We start from the raw sequence: 16,770 nt of genomic DNA on the forward strand, positions 1-16,770 counted from the left end.
AGTCTGAATCGCAACGGGTAGTGCGTGTTATCCAGGAGAAACAACATGCAAGAAGGGCAAAACCGTAAAACATCGTCCCTGAGTATCCTCGCCATCGCAGGTGTGGAGCCGTATCAGGAGAAACCGGGCGAAGAGTATATGAACGACGCCCAGTTAGGCCACTTCCGTAAGATTCTGGAAGCCTGGCGCAACCAACTCAGGGATGAAGTAGACCGTACTGTGTCACACATGCAGGACGAAGCTGCTAACTTCCCCGATCCGGTTGACCGTGCAGCGCAGGAAGAGGAGTTCAGCCTGGAACTGCGTAACCGCGATCGCGAGCGTAAGCTGATTAAGAAGATCGAGAAGACGCTGAAAAAAGTGGAAGATGACGACTTCGGCTACTGTGAATCCTGCGGTGTTGAAATCGGTATCCGCCGTCTGGAAGCGCGTCCGACTGCCGATCTTTGCATTGACTGCAAAACGCTGGCTGAGATCCGCGAGAAGCAGATGGCTGGCTGATGTCCATCCGCCTGTTCTCACCGCACAGCAGGGAAAATCAATCTTTCCCCGCCGTGCGGTGTATCTTCCAGTGACACCCTCTGCTATGTCCTCCTGTATTGGTCGCTTCGCCCCTTCGCCCTCCGGCGATCTTCATTTTGGTTCCCTGATTGCTGCACTCGGCAGTTATCTCAGCGCGCGTGCGCAGCAGGGCCGCTGGCTGGTGCGTATTGAAGATATCGATCCGCCACGTGAAGTACCGGGTGCTGCCACGCGCATTCTGCAGCAGCTGGAGCATTACGGGCTGGAGTGGGATGGTGAAGTGATGTGGCAGTCACAGCGGCATGATGCGTATCGGGCGGCGCTGGCCTGGCTGCGCACGCATCGTCAGAGCTATTTCTGCACCTGCAGCCGCCGGCGTATTCAGCAGCTGGGTGGGTATTACGATGGTTACTGTCGCGATCGCCGGCTCCCGCCGGATAACGCGGCGCTGCGCCTGCGCCAGCACGCGCCGGTCCGGCATTTTACCGATCGGCTGCGCGGGGAGCTGCTGGCGGATCCTCAGCTGGCGGAAGAGGATTTTATTATCCATCGCCGGGACGGGCTGTTCGCCTATAACCTGGCGGTGGTGGTCGACGATCATGACCAGGGCGTTACCGAAATTGTGCGCGGCGCGGATCTAATCGCCCCGACGGTGCGTCAGATTGCGCTCTATCAGCAGTTTGGCTGGACGCCGCCGGCATACCTGCATCTGCCGCTGGCGATCGCCGCTGACGGCAATAAACTCTCTAAGCAGAATCACGCCCCTGCCCTGCCCGCTGGCGATCCGCGTCCGCTGCTGGTGCAGGCGCTACGCTTTCTCGGACAGCCGGCAGAAGAAGGCTGGCAGGATAGCCCGCTGGCGTTGCTGCTGAGCCAGGCCATTACGCGCTGGGCGCCGGCGCAGATCCCGTTACATGACGCGCTAAAGCCGGATGAAATGACAACGCCATTCCTAAATGGTTCGCAACAGGCTATGATTAGCCGCTGATTTTATTACCACCCATTTTTTGTCACTGTCGAGGTGTCCCATTTTTACCCGAGTCGCTAATTTTTGCCGGAGAGTCCTCAAGCGTGACGAGGAGGTGCCTGAAGAGGTGGAAGCTGAAAACCAGATGACCATCATTCCCCGGGAAAACCATAACATCTCACGCAAAGATATCAGCGAAAACGCCCTTAAGGTGCTCTATCGCCTGAATAAAGCAGGCTTTGAAGCTTACCTGGTCGGCGGGGGCGTACGCGACCTGCTACTGGGCAAAAAGCCGAAAGATTTCGACGTGACGACCAATGCCACGCCTGAGCAGATGCGCAAACTGTTCCGCAACTGCCGTCTGGTTGGCCGCCGTTTCCGTCTGGCGCACGTGATGTTTGGGCCGGAAGTGATCGAGGTGGCGACCTTCCGCGGCCATCATCAGGAAGAGAGCGAAGACGATCGCAACAGCTCGCAGCGCGGCCAGAACGGCATGCTGCTGCGCGACAATATTTTTGGCAGCATCGAAGATGATGCGCAGCGCCGCGATCTCACCATCAACAGCCTCTACTACAGCGTGGCAGATTTCACGGTCCGTGATTATGTGGGTGGCCTGCAGGATCTGCAGGAGGGCGTGGTACGCCTGATTGGCGATCCGGAGACGCGCTACCGTGAAGATCCGGTACGCATGCTGCGCGTGGTGCGCTTTGCCGCCAAACTCAATATGCAGATTGCGCCGGAAACCGCCGAGCCGATCCCGCGCCTGGCGACGCTGCTGAATGACGTTCCGCCCGCCCGCCTGTTTGAAGAGGCGCTGAAGCTGCTGCAGGCTGGCTATGGCTACCGCACCTGGCAGATGCTGTGTGAATATCAGCTCTTCCAGCCGCTGTTCCCGACCCTGGCGCGCCACTTTACCGAGCAAGGCGACAGCATGATGGAACGCATGCTGGCGCAGGTGCTGAAAAACACCGATACCCGGCTGCACAACGATTTGCGTGTCAATCCGGCGTTTCTGTTTGCCGCAATGTTCTGGTATCCGCAGCTGGAATCCGCTGAGCGTATCGCTCAGGAGAGCGGCCTGACCTACTATGACGCGTTTGCACTCTCCATGAATGATACGCTGGACGAGGCGTGCCGCGCGCTGGCGATCCCGAAACGCATTACCACCCTGGTCCGCGATATCTGGCAGCTGCAGCTGCGTATGTCGCGTCGCCACGGCAAACGCGCATGGAAGCTGATGGAGCATCCGAAATTCCGCGCCGCTTACGACCTGCTGGCGCTGCGTGCTGAAGTAGAAAAGAATCCGGAACTGCAGCGTCTCAGCCAGTGGTGGGGTGAATTCCAGGCCGCCGTTCCGGTCCAGCAGAAAACCATGCTGAACACGCTGGGGGACGATCCGCAGCCGCGCCGTAAACCGCGCCGTCCGCGCCGCCGCTCCACCGGTCCGCGTCGCGAACAGGGCAGCAGCAGCAACGCATCATGAATCGCGTCTATCTCGCCCTGGGCAGTAATCTTGCCGATCCGCTGCATCAGATTGATGCAGCGCTTGCGGCGCTCGATACGCTGCCGGAGACCTCCCGCGTGGCGACCTCATCGTTCTATCGTACGCCGCCCTATGGTCCGGCGGATCAGCCCGACTACCTGAACGCGGTAGTGGCGCTTGATACAGCGCTGCTGCCCGAGACGCTGCTGGATCACACCCAGCATATTGAGCTGGAACATGGCCGCGTGCGCAAAGCTGAGCGCTGGGGGCCGCGTACGCTCGATATCGATATCATGCTGTTTGGCAATCAGGTGATCCATACGCCGCGTTTAACCGTACCGCACTATGATATGCACAACCGGGCATTTATGCTGCTGCCGCTGCTGGAGATTGCGCCGGGTCTGCGCCTGCCCGATGGCCGTCCGCTGAGCGGCGTGCTCGCCACGCTGGACTGCAGCGAAATCACCCTCTGGTCCGTCTGACACGCGATAATTTCCTGCCGGTCATATCCCCCCTGCAAGCAATCCAGTACACTGCGCGCATCAGAAACGCCGGAGATTGCGATGAAACCAACCACTATCTCTCATCTGCGCCAGCTGAAAGCCAGCGGGCGCCGCTTTGCCACTCTTACCGCTTATGATTTCAGCTTTGCCCGCCTGTTTGCCGACGAAGGCATTCAGGTGATGCTGATTGGCGATTCGCTGGGGATGACGGTGCAGGGGCATGACTCCACGCTGCCGGTCACGGTGGCTGATATCGCCTATCATACCGCCGCCGTGCGCCGTGGCGCGCCGCAGGCACTGATCATGGCTGACCTGCCCTTTATGAGCTATGCCACTCCGGAGCAGACTTTCGCCTCTGCCGCGCAGCTGATGCGCGCCGGTGCCAACATGGTCAAACTGGAAGGGGGTGCGTGGCTGGCGGAGAGTGTACGCATGCTGACCGAGCGCGCCGTACCGGTCTGTGGCCATCTGGGCCTGACGCCGCAGTCGGTAAATATTTTTGGCGGCTACAAAGTGCAGGGCCGTGATGAGGCGGACGCTGAACGCCTGCTGGCCGATGCCCTGGCGCTGGAAGCCGCTGGCGCACAGCTGATGGTACTGGAGTGCGTGCCGGTCGGGCTGGCGGCGCGCATCACCCAGGCGCTGACCATTCCGGTGATCGGCATCGGCGCAGGTAACGTCACCGATGGCCAGATTCTGGTGATGCATGACGCCTTTGGCATCACCGGTGGCCACATTCCAAAATTTGCCAAAAATTTCCTCGCCGAAACCGGCGACATTCGCGCGGCAATTCGCCAGTATATTGCCGACGTTGAGGCTGGCACCTATCCTGCCGCCGAACACAGCTTCTTCTGAATCCGGAGATTTATCGTGTTGATCATTGAAACGCTGCCGATGCTACGCCGCGAGATCCGTCGCTGGCGCCAGGCGGGCCAACGTATCGCCCTGGTGCCCACGATGGGCAATCTGCATGATGGCCACCTGACGCTGGTTGATGAAGCGCGCCAGCGGGCTGATGTGGTCGTGGTCTCGGTGTTTGTTAATCCGATGCAGTTTGACCGCGCGGATGACCTTGCACGCTATCCGCGCACGCTGCAGGACGATTGCGAAAAGCTTAACCGTCACGGTGTGGATTTGGTATTTGCACCGGCACCGCAGACGATCTATCCGCAGGGTACAGAGAACCAGACGTTTGTTGAGGTGCCGGTGCTCTCTGCGCTGCTGGAGGGTGCCAGCCGGCCGGGCCACTTCCGCGGTGTCGCCACGGTTGTCAGCAAACTGTTCAACCTGGTGCAGCCTGACGTCGCCTGTTTTGGCGAAAAGGACTTTCAGCAGCTGGCGATCATACGCAAACTGGTTGCGGATATGGGCTTTGATATCGACATCGTTGGCGTGCCCACCGTGCGGGCGAAAGATGGGCTGGCGCTGAGTTCGCGCAATGGCTATCTTACTGCCGATGAACGCAGGCTGGCACCGGGTCTGAGCCAGGTTATGCAGAGTATGGCGGAGCGCCTCAGCAACGGCGAACGCCACATTGATGAGATTATTGAACAGGCGAATGCCGCGCTGCAGGAAAAGGGGTTTCGTCCTGACGGGCTGGCAATCTGCGATGCCGTTACGCTGCAGCCGCTGACGGTGGAGAGCCAGCGCGCGGTGATCCTGATGGCCGCCTGGCTGGGCAACGCGCGTCTGATTGATAACCAGCAAGTGGATCTGATGGCGTAAGCCGTCGTTTAAACAGCAGCTTAAGGGTATACCGCGATGATTCGTACTGTTCTGCAGGGCAAACTGCACCGCGTCAAAGTCACGCAGGCCGATCTGCACTATGAAGGCTCCTGCGCGATCGATCAGGATTTCCTGGATGCTGCCGGCATTCTGCAATATGAAGCGATCGATATTTACAACGTGACCAACGGCCAGCGTTTCTCCACCTACGCCATCGCCGCCGAGCGGGGATCAAAAATTATCTCCGTAAACGGTGCTGCCGCGCGCTGCGCCTGTGCCGGAGACATCATGATTATCTGCTCTTACGTGCAGGTAGAGGATGAAGTGGCGCGCAGCTGGCAGCCAAAGGTGGCCTATTTTGAGGGCGATAATGAGATGAAACGTCTTGCCCGGGCGCTGCCGGTTCAGGTTGCGTAGCGTTCAGCCATATTACGCTGAGCTGCCAGAAACAACAGGGGCGCCCTTCCGGCGCCCCTGTTTATTATCCTGCTAAATAAGATTCAGGTGCGTAAGCCGCGACCGCGCTGGATCAGCGTATACACCAGCACATAAAACACTACGATAAACGCTAACAGCACCGACAGCGTAAACACCAGCGGCACATCGTTAATGCCGAGGAAGCCGTACCGGAAGCCGCTGATCATATACACCACCGGATTCAGCTTCGAGACTGCCTGCCAGAATGGCGGCAGCAGCGCCAGCGAATAGAAGACGCCGCCCAGATAAGTCAGCGGCGTCAGCACAAAGGTCGGGATCAGGCTGATATCATCAAACGTGCGGGCGAACACCGCGTTGAGCAGACCCGCCAGCGAAAAGAGCACCGCGGTCAGCAGCAGAGTGATGGCAACCATTGGCCAGGAGAAAACGTGGAACGGCACAAAGAAGAGCGAGACCGCCGTCACCAGGATCCCCACGCAGACGCCACGCGCCACGCCGCCGCCGACATAGCCGGCAATGATGATGTGGGTCGGCACCGGTGCCACCAGCAGCTCTTCAATATTGCGCTGGAATTTTGCGCTGAAAAAAGAGGAGGCGACGTTAGCATAGGCGTTGGTGATCACCGACATCATAATCAGGCCCGGCACGATAAACTGCATATAGCTGAAGCCGTGCATGTCGCCAATGCGTGAACCAATCAGGTTACCGAAAATAATAAAGTAGAGCGTCATGGTGATCACCGGCGGGACCAGCGTCTGGATCCAGATGCGGGCAAACCGGTTAATCTCTTTGCTCCAGATACTCTTTAACGCGACCCAATAAAGATGCGTCATGCTCTGCCTCCTGCTTTACCCTGTGTCAGTCCCACAAACAGCTCTTCCAGCCGGTTTGCCTTGTTACGCATGCTCAGCACCTGTACGCCCTGCGCGCTCAGCTGACTGAATACGCTGTTAAGCCCCTGCTCACGCATCACTTCCACTTCCAGCGTCGAGGTATCCACCAGGCGATACTGAAAGCCCTCCAGCTGCGGCAGCGCGCTGCGCGGGGCGAGATCGAGAATAAAGGTTTCCGATTTCAGTTTAGAGAGCAGGCCTTTCATGGAGGTATTCTCCACCAGTTCGCCGCTCTGAATAATGCCGATATTGCGACACAGCATCTCTGCCTCTTCCAGATAGTGCGTGGTGAGGATAATCGTGGTGCCTTTCGCATTCAGCTCTTTCAGAAACACCCACATGGAGCGGCGCAGCTCAATATCCACACCGGCCGTTGGCTCATCCAGAATCAGCAGCTTGGGCTCATGCATCAGCGCACGCGCAATCATCAGGCGGCGCTTCATACCGCCTGAAAGCATGCGGGCGCGCTCATTGCGTTTGCCCCACAGATCGAGCTGGTTAAGATACTTCTCCGCACGTTTGTTCGCCTCTGCCCGCTCCACGCCGTAATAGCCTGCCTGGTTTACGACGATCTGCATCACGGTTTCAAACGGGTTAAAGTTGAACTCCTGCGGCACCAGCCCGAGCTGGCGCTTGGCATTGACCACATCTTTTTGCAGGTCGTAACCAAATACCCGAACGCTGCCGCCAGATTTATTGACCAGTGAGCTGATAATCCCAATGGTGGTCGATTTGCCGGCGCCGTTGGGTCCCAGCAGAGCGTAAAAATCGCCCGCTTCTACGTTCAGATCGAGACCTTTCAGCGCCTGTACGCCGCCGGGATAGGTCTTGGTCAGCCCGGAAAGTTCCAGTGCATAAGTCATTGCGAGTCCATATCCTGTTGTTGTGACATCAAAGCCTGATGAAAATGATAGTGCGCCCGCGCCAGACGTGCGGCGAATTCAGCAGAATTTGTGTTGAAATCAGACGTGGTGCGCCTGCGGGGAGCGCATGACGCGCTGTATCGTGCAGAAAAGTGCATCAGGCCCGCAAGTCAGTCACTTACGGGCGGCTGATTCTATCCCGGAACGGCCAAAATGACCCAGGTAGATTGTGCGGTTATGCGTCCTGCATGGTGACTTTGCCGATATAAGGCAGATGACGATAGCGCTGCGCGTAGTCGATGCCAAAGCCCACGACAAACTCATCGGGAATGGTAAAGCCGACATATTCGACCGGCACCTCAACTTCACGACGCTCGGGTTTATCCAGCAGCGTGCAGATGGCCAGCGATTTTGGCTCACGCAGGCGCAGGATCTCACGCACTTTGCTCAGCGTGTTGCCGGAGTCGATGATATCTTCCACGATCAGCACATCTTTACCGCGAATATCTTCATCGAGATCTTTCAGGATTTTGACGTCGCGTGACGACGACATGCCGCTGCCGTAGCTGGAGGCGGTCATAAAGTCGACCTCATGCGGAACATCAATCGCCCGACACAGATCGGCCATAAACATAAAGGAGCCGCGCAGCAGACCAACCAGCACCATCTCGCTGCCGCTGTCGCGGTAGGCTTCACTGATCTGTTTGCCCAGCTCGGCAATACGGGTTGCAATCTCCTCCCGGGAGATCATCACATCAACGGTGTGTTTCATTGCGTTCGCCTGGTTAAGGTTTTCAGAAAGCTCCGCAGTCTATCACAATGCGCCTGATGGCTAACCGCGCCCGCAAAACGCAAACGATTACGTAGCAAAATTTCCCGCGATGGCATTAACTCTATAGCAGGGTTTACGCGCTTTATCCTGATTCAGCCGGAGCTGCTATGGCAAACTCATCCAGCAATAAAGAACCTTCCGATCGGCGCACGCTGCATCCGGAAACGCAGATGCTCAATTACGGTTACGATCCGCGGCTGTCAGAAGGCGCGGTAAAACCGCCGGTGTTTCTTACCTCAACCTTTGTTTTCAACAGTGCCGAAGAGGGCAAAGATTTTTTTGATTATGTATCGGGTCGCCGTCAGCCGCCTGCTGGTCAGAGCGGCGGGCTGGTCTATTCACGCTTTAACCATCCCAACAGCGAAATCGTTGAAGATCGTCTGGCGATCTATGAAGGCGCTGAGAGCGCGGTGCTCTTCTCTTCCGGTATGTCAGCCATTGCCACTACGCTGCTTGCGTTTGCGCGGCCGGGCGAGGTGATCCTGCATTCACAGCCGCTGTATGGCGGCACAGAAACGCTGCTGAGCAAGACGCTGCACGATCTGGAAATTAAAGCCGTAGGGTTCAGCGAGGGTACGGATGAAGATAAGGTTTATGAGGCGGCGAAGCTGGCGTGGCAGCGTGGCCGGGTCGCCCTGATCCTGATCGAGACGCCAGCCAACCCCACCAACAGCCTGGTGGATATCCGGCTTATTGCGCAGGTGGCGGATGTCATTGCACAGCAGCAGGGTTCGCGTCCGGTTATCGCCTGCGATAATACGCTGCTGGGGCCGCTGTTTCAGCATCCGCTGCAGCATGGCGCAGATATCTCGCTCTATTCGCTGACCAAATATGTGGGCGGCCACTCCGACCTTATCGCCGGCGCCGCGCTGGGCAGCCGGACGCTGATGAAATCTGTGCGCGCGCTGCGCAGCGCGATCGGCACGCAGCTCGACCCGCACTCAAGCTGGATGATTGGCCGTTCGCTGGAGACGCTGGCGCTGCGCATGGAGAAAGCCGCCGCAAATGCGGAACGGGTCGCCGCCTTCCTGCGCGACCGGCCTCAGGTCGCGGCGCTGTTCTGGCTGCCCTATCTTGACGCACAGAGTGCGGCCGGAGAAACGTACCGGCGTCAGTGCAGCGGCGCCGGCTCGACCTTCTCCTTTGATATTCAGGGCGGTGAACCTGCGGCTTTCCGCTTTCTCAACGCGCTGACGCTGTTTAAGCTGGCGGTAAGCCTGGGCGGCACCGAGTCGCTCGCCAGCCATCCGGCCAGCACCACCCACTCTGGCGTGCCGCTGGCGGTACGTCAGCGCATTGGCATCAGCGACGCGACGGTGCGCCTGTCGATCGGGATTGAGCATCCGGACGACCTGATTGCGGATATCAGCCAGGCGCTGGAGGCGGCAGACGGCGGCTGACGCCGAGCGGCTCAGATGCCGCCCTTGCGGTCGTCTGGCTCGCTACGCGACCGTGAAGCCGAGCATCATGCCGGTATCTTCGTGCTCCAGCAGATGGCAGTGTGCCATATAGGCATGCTCCGCGCTGGCAGCATAGTCGAACCGCACTAAGACTTCGCTGCGCCAGCCGTTGACGTTAACCATATCTTTCCAGCCGGCACGATGCGCGGCAGGCGGCTTGCCGTTTTCTGACAGGATACGGAACTGTGCACCGTGAATATGGAACGGATGCAGCATCGCATCGCCCTCGCCTGAAATCGTCCACTTCTCGGTTTTACCCAGTGGCACGGCAAACATCGGCTTCTGCATGTTAAACGCTTCACCGTTGATCTTATTGCCGTGGTGAAAATCGTATGCGGCAGCGTCGTGCGCACCGTGATCCATCGGCATCGCGCCATGTTCGCTCTGTTCCATTGGCATGGCATCGTGTCCGCTGTGCGTCTCTGCCGCGCCATGGTCTGCCGCGCCCCCCATCGCCTGATGGCCATAGCGATCCATCAGCGCCTGCATCCCCTGCTTATCCAGCTGCGGATCCATCATCAGCTGCAGCCAGCGGTTCTGTACGCCGTCACTGGCAGGCAGCGGCGGCAGATCCACCAGGGTGTCCGGCAGCGTCCCGCTCGCCATAATGCGCAGCGGCAGGATCTGCACCAGCGGCAGTGGCCGATCAAACGGCGGCAGCGTCATCCCCATCTGCGTCACCGGCAGCGTGACGATATCAAAAGGCTGCCCGTCAGAGGTATCGATCAGCACCTCAAAGCGCTCGCCCGGCAGCAGTGACAGCGACGTCACCTGTACCGGTTCAGCGAGCAGTCCGCCATCGCTGCCCACCACATAGACTGGTCGTTTATCGCTGGTGGCGATCTCCAGCGAGCGGGCGTTACAGCCGTTAAGCAGCCGCAGCCGCAGCCAGCCGCGCGGCACGGCGTGCTGCGGATACTGCACGCCGTTGGTCAGCATCATATCGCCAAACCAGCCTACCGCCGCGCGCATCACATCCAGCTGATAATCGATATGCGTGCCGGCGCTATTAAGCTGTTTATCCTGGAAAATCAGCGGTACGTCATCGGCTCCCCACTGCATCGGCAGGCGCAGCTTGCCGGACGCTTCATCCTCCAGCAGCACCAGCCCGGCTAATCCCTGCGCCACCTGATGACCGGTTTTGCCGTGCAGATGCGGATGAAACCAGCAGGTCGCCGCCGGCTGATCGGGGGTAAAGCTCACCTGCCGCGTGGCACCGGGCGCGATAATCGCCTGCGGGCCTCCATCCACGTCCCCCGGGATAGCCAGGCCGTGCCAGTGTACGGTGGTCGCTTCCGGCAGCCGGTTATGAATATTGACCGTGACGCGCTTCTCCCGCTGCAGGCGCAGAACCGGCCCGAGCAGGCTGCCGTTATAGCCCCATGTCGGCACCGCTTTATCCTGCCACTGCGTGCTGCCCGTCATGGCGGTAAGGCTGTAGTGACCGCGCGCATCTGGCTCAAGCAGCGCAGGGATCGGCAGCAGCGGCCGCGTAGCCGCCATCAGTGAGCGGCTCCATAGCGGCAGTGCGCCTGCCGCGCTGAGCGCCGCGGTCAGTTTGAGAAAAGTGCGACGTTGCATACGCATATCCTTGTGATAATGAGGCACCCAGCCTAAACCCTGCCCCTGCGGGAGGGTCAAGTGCCGGGCAGCAAAATAGTAGCCTGCCCGTCGCCGGGGTAAAAGAAGCGGAATCCGGACGGTAACTGTGCTAACGTCAATGGATTGTCCTTTGCTGAGAACCATTATGACAAAAAGCATTAAGATCCTGCTGCTGGCGGGACTCTTTGGCTTCTCCACCAGCAGTTTTGCGCTGAGCGAGTCTGAAGCGGAAGATCTGGCTGACCTGACGGCGGTCTTTGTCTATCTGAAAAACGACTGCGGCTACCAGGCGCTGCCGGATGCACAAATTCGCAAAGCGCTGGTGTTTTTTGCCCAGCAGAACCGCTGGGATTTGAGCAACTACAGCAGCTACAACATGAAAGCGCTGGGCGAAGAGAGCTATAAAGATCTGAGCGGCATTGCAATCAATAACGATAAGAAGTGCAAATCGCTGGCGCGTGATTCACTGAGCCTGCTGGCCTACGTTAAGTAAGAATGGATCATGTGGCGCGGTGCCGGTTATCTGCCCGCCATAAACTGCCGGTAAGCCGCGATGACCGCCAGAAAGTCCTCCACGCCGCAGAACGAGAGACTCTCTTCATCGTAGTAGGCCATGCCCTCTTCCAGCCCCTCATCCTCAAGCGCCAGCTGGTTAGCGCGGATCATCACCTCTTCTTCATCCAGCCACAGCGTGTACTCATGTCCGATACGCTGCCACTGCTGATGGGTGCCTTTTACCGCACGCGCCGCCGCCTCCACTTCATCCAGCAGCCCGGCGTTGTCGCGGACCTCTTCGTTAAACCAGTGGCCTACCGCTTCGTGATCCATCGACATGCGCACCCTGACCTGGCCGGTGATATCGCGTAAAAATTCATACTCCATTGGGTTACCTCATACCAGTAGCGCGCCGGACTGCACGTTTATGTGCATTCTGAGCGCAGCGCGCGTAATAAAGTGGGATCGCGCTCGCATTATGCCGGGAGTGCCGCCGGTAAAAAAGGCATAAAAAAAGGGGGATGATTTGCATCATCCCCCCCGATTTACCCGTCGCGTTATACGGCGGTCTGGAAAATCACGCTGTCCGCTTTCTCGGTATATTGACCCAGCTGGTCAAAGTTGAGATAGCGATAGGTGTCGCCGGCCGTTTTATCCACCTGCACCATAAACTGCTGATACTCGTCCGGCGTTGGCAGTTTGCCAAGCAGCGAAGCGACGGCAGCCAGCTCGGCTGATGCCAGGAAGACGTTGGCGCCGTTACCCAGACGGTTCGGGAAGTTACGGGTCGACGTGGAGACCACCGTCGCACCGTCCTGCACGCGTGCCTGGTTACCCATGCAGAGCGAACAGCCCGGGATCTCAATACGCGCACCGCTTTTACCAAAGACGCTGTAGTAGCCCTCTTCGGTAAGCTGCGCCGCATCCATCTTGGTTGGCGGAGCCACCCAGAGACGCGTCGGCAGCTGGCCCTTATGCGCGTCCAGCAGCTTACCGGCCGCGCGGAAGTGACCGATATTGGTCATGCAGGAGCCGATAAACACTTCGTCAATCTTCTCGCCCTGCACGTCAGAGAGCCAGCGCGCATCATCCGGATCGTTTGGTGCACACAGAATCGGCTCTTTGATATCCGCCAGATCGATCTCGATCACCGCAGCGTATTCTGCATCTGCATCGCCTTCCAGCAGCTGCGGATCGGCCAGCCATTTCTCCATGCCCTCAACGCGGCGCTCCAGCGTACGGCGATCGCCGTAGCCTTCCGAGATCATCCACTTCAGCAGGACGATGTTGGAGTTCAGGTACTCGATGATCGGCGCTTTATCCAGCTTGATGGTACAACCGGCAGCAGAACGCTCAGCGGAGGCATCAGACAGCTCAAAAGCCTGCTCAACTTTCAGATCCGGCAGACCTTCGATCTCCAGAATACGGCCGGAGAAGATGTTTTTCTTGCCCTTCTTCTCTACCGTCAGCAGGCCCTGCTTAATCGCGTACAGCGGGATAGCGTGTACCAGATCGCGCAGCGTAATGCCCGGCTGCATGGTGCCCTTAAAGCGCACCAGCACCGATTCCGGCATATCGAGCGGCATCACGCCAGTCGCAGCGGCAAACGCCACCAGGCCGGAACCCGCCGGGAAAGAGATGCCAATCGGGAAGCGGGTGTGTGAGTCACCGCCGGTGCCAACGGTATCCGGCAGCAGCATACGGTTCAGCCAGCTGTGAATAATACCATCGCCCGGACGCAGCGAGACGCCACCGCGGTTCATGATGAAATCCGGCAGCGTATGGTGCGTGGTCACATCAACCGGCTTCGGATAGGCCGCGGTGTGGCAGAAGGATTGCATCACCAGATCGGCGGAGAAGCCGAGGCACGCCAGGTCTTTCAGCTCATCGCGCGTCATCGGACCGGTGGTATCCTGTGAACCCACAGAGGTCATCTTCGGCTCGCAGTACGCGCCCGGACGAATACCCTCAACGCCACAGGCGCGGCCCACCATCTTCTGCGCCAGCGAGTAGCCGCGCGTGCTGGTGGCGATATCTTTCGCCTGCACAAAGACGTCGCTTGCCGGCAGGCCGAGTGACTCGCGTGCTTTCGTCGTCAGGCCGCGACCGATAATCAGCGGAATACGGCCGCCGGCGCGGACTTCATCCAGCAGCACATCGGTTTTCAGTTCAAAGGTTGCCAGCAGTTCATTGGTTTCGTGACTGCGGACTTCGCCTTTATACGGGTAAACGTCAATCACATCGCCCATGTTCAGGCGCTCAACATCCAGTTCGATCGGCAGCGCGCCGGCATCTTCCATGGTGTTGAAGAAAATCGGGGCAATTTTACCGCCTAGGCAGAGACCGCCGCCCTTTTTGTTCGGCACGTACGGGATATCTTCACCCATAAACCACAGCACCGAGTTGGTGGCGGATTTACGTGATGAGCCGGTACCCACGACGTCGCCGACATACGTCAGCGGGAAGCCTTTCTGCTGCAGCGCCTGAATCTGTTTAATCGGGCCAATGTTGCCCGCCTCGTCTGGCTCAATACCATCACGCGGGTTTTTCAGCATCGCCAGCGCATGCAGTGGAATATCCGGGCGCGACCACGCATCCGGCGCCGGAGAGAGGTCGTCGGTGTTGGTTTCGCCGGTCACTTTGAACACGGTGGTGGTGATTTTTTCAGCCAGCTTAGGACGCTTCAGGAACCACTCGGCATCAGCCCAGGATTGCAGGATTTTTTTTGCGTGGGCGTTACCCGCTTTGGCTTTCTCTTCCACATCGTAGAAGTTGTCGAACATCAGCAGCGTATGGGACAGCGCTTCAGCGGCAATCGGTGCCAGTGCTTCGTCGTCGAGCGCTTCAATCAGCGCGTGGATATTATAGCCACCCTGCATGGTGCCCAGCAGTTCAACAGCTTTCTCGCGCGTAACCAGAGGAGAGTGGGCTTCGCCCGTTGCGACAGCAGCCAGGAAACCGGCTTTAACATAGGCGGCTTCATCAACGCCTGGCGGGACGCGGTTAACCAGCAGGTCAACCAGAAATTCTTCTTCACCCGCAGGCGGGCTTTTCAGCAGTTCAACCAGCGCGGCCATCTGGGAAGCATCTAACGGCTTAGGTACGATTCCCTGGGCAGCACGCTCGGCAACGTGCTTACGGTATTCTTCTAGCACGACGTTCTCCTCGCTCTCATTGTATAGCTTTCCGGTACACCTTGATGCTGTTAAACAGTAGGGTGAGGTGCCCGGTTCTGCGTCGGCCAGCATAGCAGGATTTCGCCTGATTGTTAATCTGTTTACAAAAAAGCAACATCCAGCCAATTTCCGGCATAACTGTCCGGGTATTCCCCTGCAGACGGAAAAAAAAGCGGCAGATATGCGGCAGGCGGTTTTCAGATCATAACTTTCAGCGTGGCAGAAAATGATCTGGCTAACCTTTAGTTATGCCTGCGGCTGTAACAGCAAAAAAAAACGGCCCCCGCAGGAGCCGTTGATCGCAGAAGTGAAACTTACTTCTTCTTCGCTTTCGCGTTTGGCAGATCGGTGATGCTGCCCTCAAAGATTTCAGCGGCAAGACCAACTGATTCATGCAGCGTCGGGTGCGCATGGATGGTGAGCGCGATATCTTCGGCATCACAACCCATTTCGATCGCCAGACCGATTTCACCCAGCAGCTCGCCGCCGTTGGTGCCGACTACAGCACCGCCGATAACGCGATGCGTCTCTTTGTCAAAGATCAGCTTGGTCATGCCGTCAGCGCAGTCAGAAGCGATAGCACGGCCTGAGGCCGCCCATGGGAAGGTGGAGACTTCGTAGCTGATGCCCTTCTCTTTGGCTTCTTTCTCAGTCAGACCTACCCATGCAACTTCCGGCTCGGTGTAGGCGATGGATGGGATCACTTTCGGATCGAAGTAGTGCTTCAGACCAGAGATGACCTCAGCGGCAACGTGGCCTTCGTGCACGCCTTTATGCGCCAGCATAGGCTGACCCACGATATCACCGATAGCGTAGATGTGCGGCACATTGGTACGCATCTGCTTATCGACACGGATAAAGCCGCGCTCGTCTACTTCCACGCCCGCTTTACCGGCGTCGAGGCCTTTACCGTTTGGCACGCGGCCAATGGCGACCAGCACCGCGTCATAGCGCTGCGCCTCAGCAGGCGCTTTTTTACCTTCCATCGACACATAGATACCGTCATCTTTCGCGTCAACCGCGGTGACTTTGGTTTCCAGCATCAGATTGAATTTCTTGCTGATACGCTTGGTAAAGACTTTAACCACGTCTTTATCCGCTGCCGGGATCACCTGGTCAAACATCTCAACCACGTCAATCTCTGAACCCAGCGCATGGTAAACTGTCGCCATCTCCAGACCGATGATGCCGCCGCCCATGACCAGCAGACGCTTCGGCACTTCACGCAGCTCCAGCGCTGACGTAGAGTCCCAGACGCGCGGATCGTGATGCGGGATAAACGGCAGCTCGATAGGGCGTGAGCCTGCGGCGATGATTGCGTTATCGAAGTTGATGGTGGTTGCGCCACCCTCACCTTCAACCACCAGGGTGTTGGCACCGGTGAATTTACCCAGACCGTTTACGACTTTGACCTTACGGCCTTTCGCCATTCCGGCCAGACCGCCGGTCAGCTGGTTGATCACCTTCTCTTTCCAGGTGCGGATTTTGTTAATGTCTGTCTGCGGCTGACCAAACACGATGCCGTGCTCTTCCAGCGCTTTCGCTTCTTCAATCACTTTCGCGACGTGCAGCAGCGCTTTTGACGGGATACAGCCCACGTTCAGACAAACACCACCGAGGGTGTTGTAGCGCTCAACCAGAACGGTCTCCAGACCTAAGTCAGCGCAACGGAAGGCTGCAGAGTAACCTGCAGGACCTGCCCCAAGTACCACGACTTGAGTTTTAATCTCTGTACTCATCATGACCTCTTGTTAGATTGCCGGCGGTCAGAGCGACCTTTCCCAGGCTCATGCTACCCTGTCGCCACCGGG

The 16,770-nt window shown here is 58.3% G+C and carries 16 protein-coding genes; 9 read left to right on the top strand and 7 right to left on the bottom strand.

Annotation, left to right across the window (positions count from 1 at the left end; all coding sequences use genetic code 11):
• Window positions 1-45: 45 nt before the first annotated feature.
• The 7 genes from dksA to panD all read left to right on the top strand — a co-directional run bounded on the left by dksA (window position 46) and on the right by panD (window position 5,617).
• Window positions 46-501 carry an RNA polymerase-binding protein DksA gene (gene dksA, locus B4056_RS12360; RefSeq protein ID WP_039382663.1) on the top strand — a complete coding sequence of 152 codons (456 nt, stop codon included), beginning with the start codon at window positions 46-48 and terminating at the stop codon, window positions 499-501.
• Window positions 502-586: 85 nt separating this feature from the next.
• A complete protein-coding gene (gene gluQRS, locus B4056_RS12365; RefSeq protein WP_039382659.1) occupies window positions 587-1,510 on the top strand; it encodes a tRNA glutamyl-Q(34) synthetase GluQRS in 924 nt (307 codons plus the stop codon).
• Window positions 1,511-1,550: 40 nt separating this feature from the next.
• Entirely contained in the window at window positions 1,551-2,972 is a 1,422-nt protein-coding gene (gene pcnB, locus B4056_RS12370) for a polynucleotide adenylyltransferase PcnB (protein WP_211279566.1), read from the top strand.
• A complete protein-coding gene (gene folK, locus B4056_RS12375; protein WP_039382657.1) occupies window positions 2,969-3,454 on the top strand; it encodes a 2-amino-4-hydroxy-6-hydroxymethyldihydropteridine diphosphokinase in 486 nt (161 codons plus the stop codon). The genes pcnB and folK overlap by 4 nt, the downstream gene beginning before the upstream one ends.
• An 81-nt stretch (window positions 3,455-3,535) precedes the next feature.
• On the top strand, window positions 3,536-4,330 hold the full coding sequence (gene panB, locus B4056_RS12380) for a 3-methyl-2-oxobutanoate hydroxymethyltransferase (protein WP_094110746.1): 795 nt from the start codon (window positions 3,536-3,538) through the stop codon (window positions 4,328-4,330).
• A 15-nt stretch (window positions 4,331-4,345) separates the two neighbouring features.
• The gene (panC, locus tag B4056_RS12385) at window positions 4,346-5,200 is read left to right on the top strand and encodes a pantoate--beta-alanine ligase (protein WP_094110745.1); all 855 of its coding nucleotides are present in this window, start codon (window positions 4,346-4,348) and stop codon (window positions 5,198-5,200) included.
• Window positions 5,201-5,236: 36 nt separating this feature from the next.
• A complete protein-coding gene (gene panD / locus B4056_RS12390) occupies window positions 5,237-5,617 on the top strand; it encodes an aspartate 1-decarboxylase (RefSeq protein WP_039382649.1) in 381 nt (126 codons plus the stop codon).
• A gap of 83 nt (window positions 5,618-5,700) precedes the next feature.
• Here the strand turns inward: panD and B4056_RS12395 are convergent, their stop codons facing one another.
• From B4056_RS12395 to hpt, 3 genes are all read right to left on the bottom strand, one after another.
• Window positions 5,701-6,471 carry an ABC transporter permease gene (locus B4056_RS12395; RefSeq protein WP_039382646.1) on the bottom strand — a complete coding sequence of 257 codons (771 nt, stop codon included), beginning with the start codon at window positions 6,469-6,471 and terminating at the stop codon, window positions 5,701-5,703.
• On the bottom strand, window positions 6,468-7,394 hold the full coding sequence (locus B4056_RS12400; protein WP_039382642.1) for an ABC transporter ATP-binding protein: 927 nt from the start codon (window positions 7,392-7,394) through the stop codon (window positions 6,468-6,470). The genes B4056_RS12395 and B4056_RS12400 overlap by 4 nt, the downstream gene beginning before the upstream one ends.
• 235 nt (window positions 7,395-7,629) lie before the next feature.
• Window positions 7,630-8,166 (bottom strand): hypoxanthine phosphoribosyltransferase, encoded by a 537-nt coding sequence (hpt, locus tag B4056_RS12405; protein WP_094110743.1) that lies wholly within the window; start codon window positions 8,164-8,166, stop codon window positions 7,630-7,632.
• A 167-nt stretch (window positions 8,167-8,333) separates the two neighbouring features.
• Between hpt and B4056_RS12410 the strand changes: the two genes are divergently transcribed.
• On the top strand, window positions 8,334-9,626 hold the full coding sequence (locus tag B4056_RS12410; RefSeq protein ID WP_071669064.1) for a cystathionine gamma-synthase family protein: 1,293 nt from the start codon (window positions 8,334-8,336) through the stop codon (window positions 9,624-9,626).
• Between the two features lie 42 nt (window positions 9,627-9,668).
• On the opposite strand, the gene cueO is transcribed toward B4056_RS12410, so the two are convergent.
• Window positions 9,669-11,267, bottom strand: coding sequence for a multicopper oxidase CueO (cueO, locus tag B4056_RS12415; protein WP_150034737.1), 1,599 nt, complete (start codon window positions 11,265-11,267; stop codon window positions 9,669-9,671).
• A 166-nt stretch (window positions 11,268-11,433) separates the two neighbouring features.
• Here cueO and B4056_RS12420 point away from each other — a divergent pair, with 166 nt between their 5' ends.
• Entirely contained in the window at window positions 11,434-11,781 is a 348-nt protein-coding gene (locus B4056_RS12420) for a YacC family pilotin-like protein (protein ID WP_039382635.1), read from the top strand.
• 26 nt (window positions 11,782-11,807) lie between these two features.
• Here B4056_RS12420 and yacL read toward each other — a convergent pair whose 3' ends face one another.
• The 3 genes from yacL to lpdA form a co-directional block, all read right to left on the bottom strand.
• On the bottom strand, window positions 11,808-12,170 hold the full coding sequence (gene yacL / locus B4056_RS12425; RefSeq protein ID WP_094110740.1) for a protein YacL: 363 nt from the start codon (window positions 12,168-12,170) through the stop codon (window positions 11,808-11,810).
• 170 nt (window positions 12,171-12,340) lie between these two features.
• A complete protein-coding gene (acnB, locus tag B4056_RS12430) occupies window positions 12,341-14,938 on the bottom strand; it encodes a bifunctional aconitate hydratase 2/2-methylisocitrate dehydratase (protein ID WP_113654999.1) in 2,598 nt (865 codons plus the stop codon).
• A gap of 335 nt (window positions 14,939-15,273) precedes the next feature.
• Window positions 15,274-16,698: a dihydrolipoyl dehydrogenase gene (gene lpdA, locus B4056_RS12435; protein ID WP_039385712.1), complete on the bottom strand. Its 1,425-nt coding sequence runs from the start codon at window positions 16,696-16,698 to the stop codon at window positions 15,274-15,276.
• Between the last annotated feature and the right edge of the window lie 72 nt (window positions 16,699-16,770).

The sequence above is a fragment of the Pantoea sp. UBA7232 genome, from assembly GCF_002473195.1.
Lineage (GTDB): Bacteria > Pseudomonadota > Gammaproteobacteria > Enterobacterales > Enterobacteriaceae > Pantoea > Pantoea eucrina.

Coding starts and splice junctions, on each gene's coding strand:
- dksA (WP_039382663.1), top strand. CDS start 46: ATGCAAGAAGGGCAAAACCGTAAAACATCGTCCCTGAGTATCCTCGCC.
- gluQRS (WP_039382659.1), top strand. CDS start 587: ATGTCCTCCTGTATTGGTCGCTTCGCCCCTTCGCCCTCCGGCGATCTT.
- folK (WP_039382657.1), top strand. CDS start 2,969: ATGAATCGCGTCTATCTCGCCCTGGGCAGTAATCTTGCCGATCCGCTG.
- panB (WP_094110746.1), top strand. CDS start 3,536: ATGAAACCAACCACTATCTCTCATCTGCGCCAGCTGAAAGCCAGCGGG.
- panD (WP_039382649.1), top strand. CDS start 5,237: ATGATTCGTACTGTTCTGCAGGGCAAACTGCACCGCGTCAAAGTCACG.
- B4056_RS12395 (WP_039382646.1), bottom strand. CDS start 6,471: ATGACGCATCTTTATTGGGTCGCGTTAAAGAGTATCTGGAGCAAAGAG.
- B4056_RS12400 (WP_039382642.1), bottom strand. CDS start 7,394: ATGACTTATGCACTGGAACTTTCCGGGCTGACCAAGACCTATCCCGGC.
- hpt (WP_094110743.1), bottom strand. CDS start 8,166: ATGAAACACACCGTTGATGTGATGATCTCCCGGGAGGAGATTGCAACC.
- B4056_RS12410 (WP_071669064.1), top strand. CDS start 8,334: ATGGCAAACTCATCCAGCAATAAAGAACCTTCCGATCGGCGCACGCTG.
- cueO (WP_150034737.1), bottom strand. CDS start 11,267: ATGCAACGTCGCACTTTTCTCAAACTGACCGCGGCGCTCAGCGCGGCA.
- B4056_RS12420 (WP_039382635.1), top strand. CDS start 11,434: ATGACAAAAAGCATTAAGATCCTGCTGCTGGCGGGACTCTTTGGCTTC.
- yacL (WP_094110740.1), bottom strand. CDS start 12,170: ATGGAGTATGAATTTTTACGCGATATCACCGGCCAGGTCAGGGTGCGC.
- lpdA (WP_039385712.1), bottom strand. CDS start 16,698: ATGAGTACAGAGATTAAAACTCAAGTCGTGGTACTTGGGGCAGGTCCT.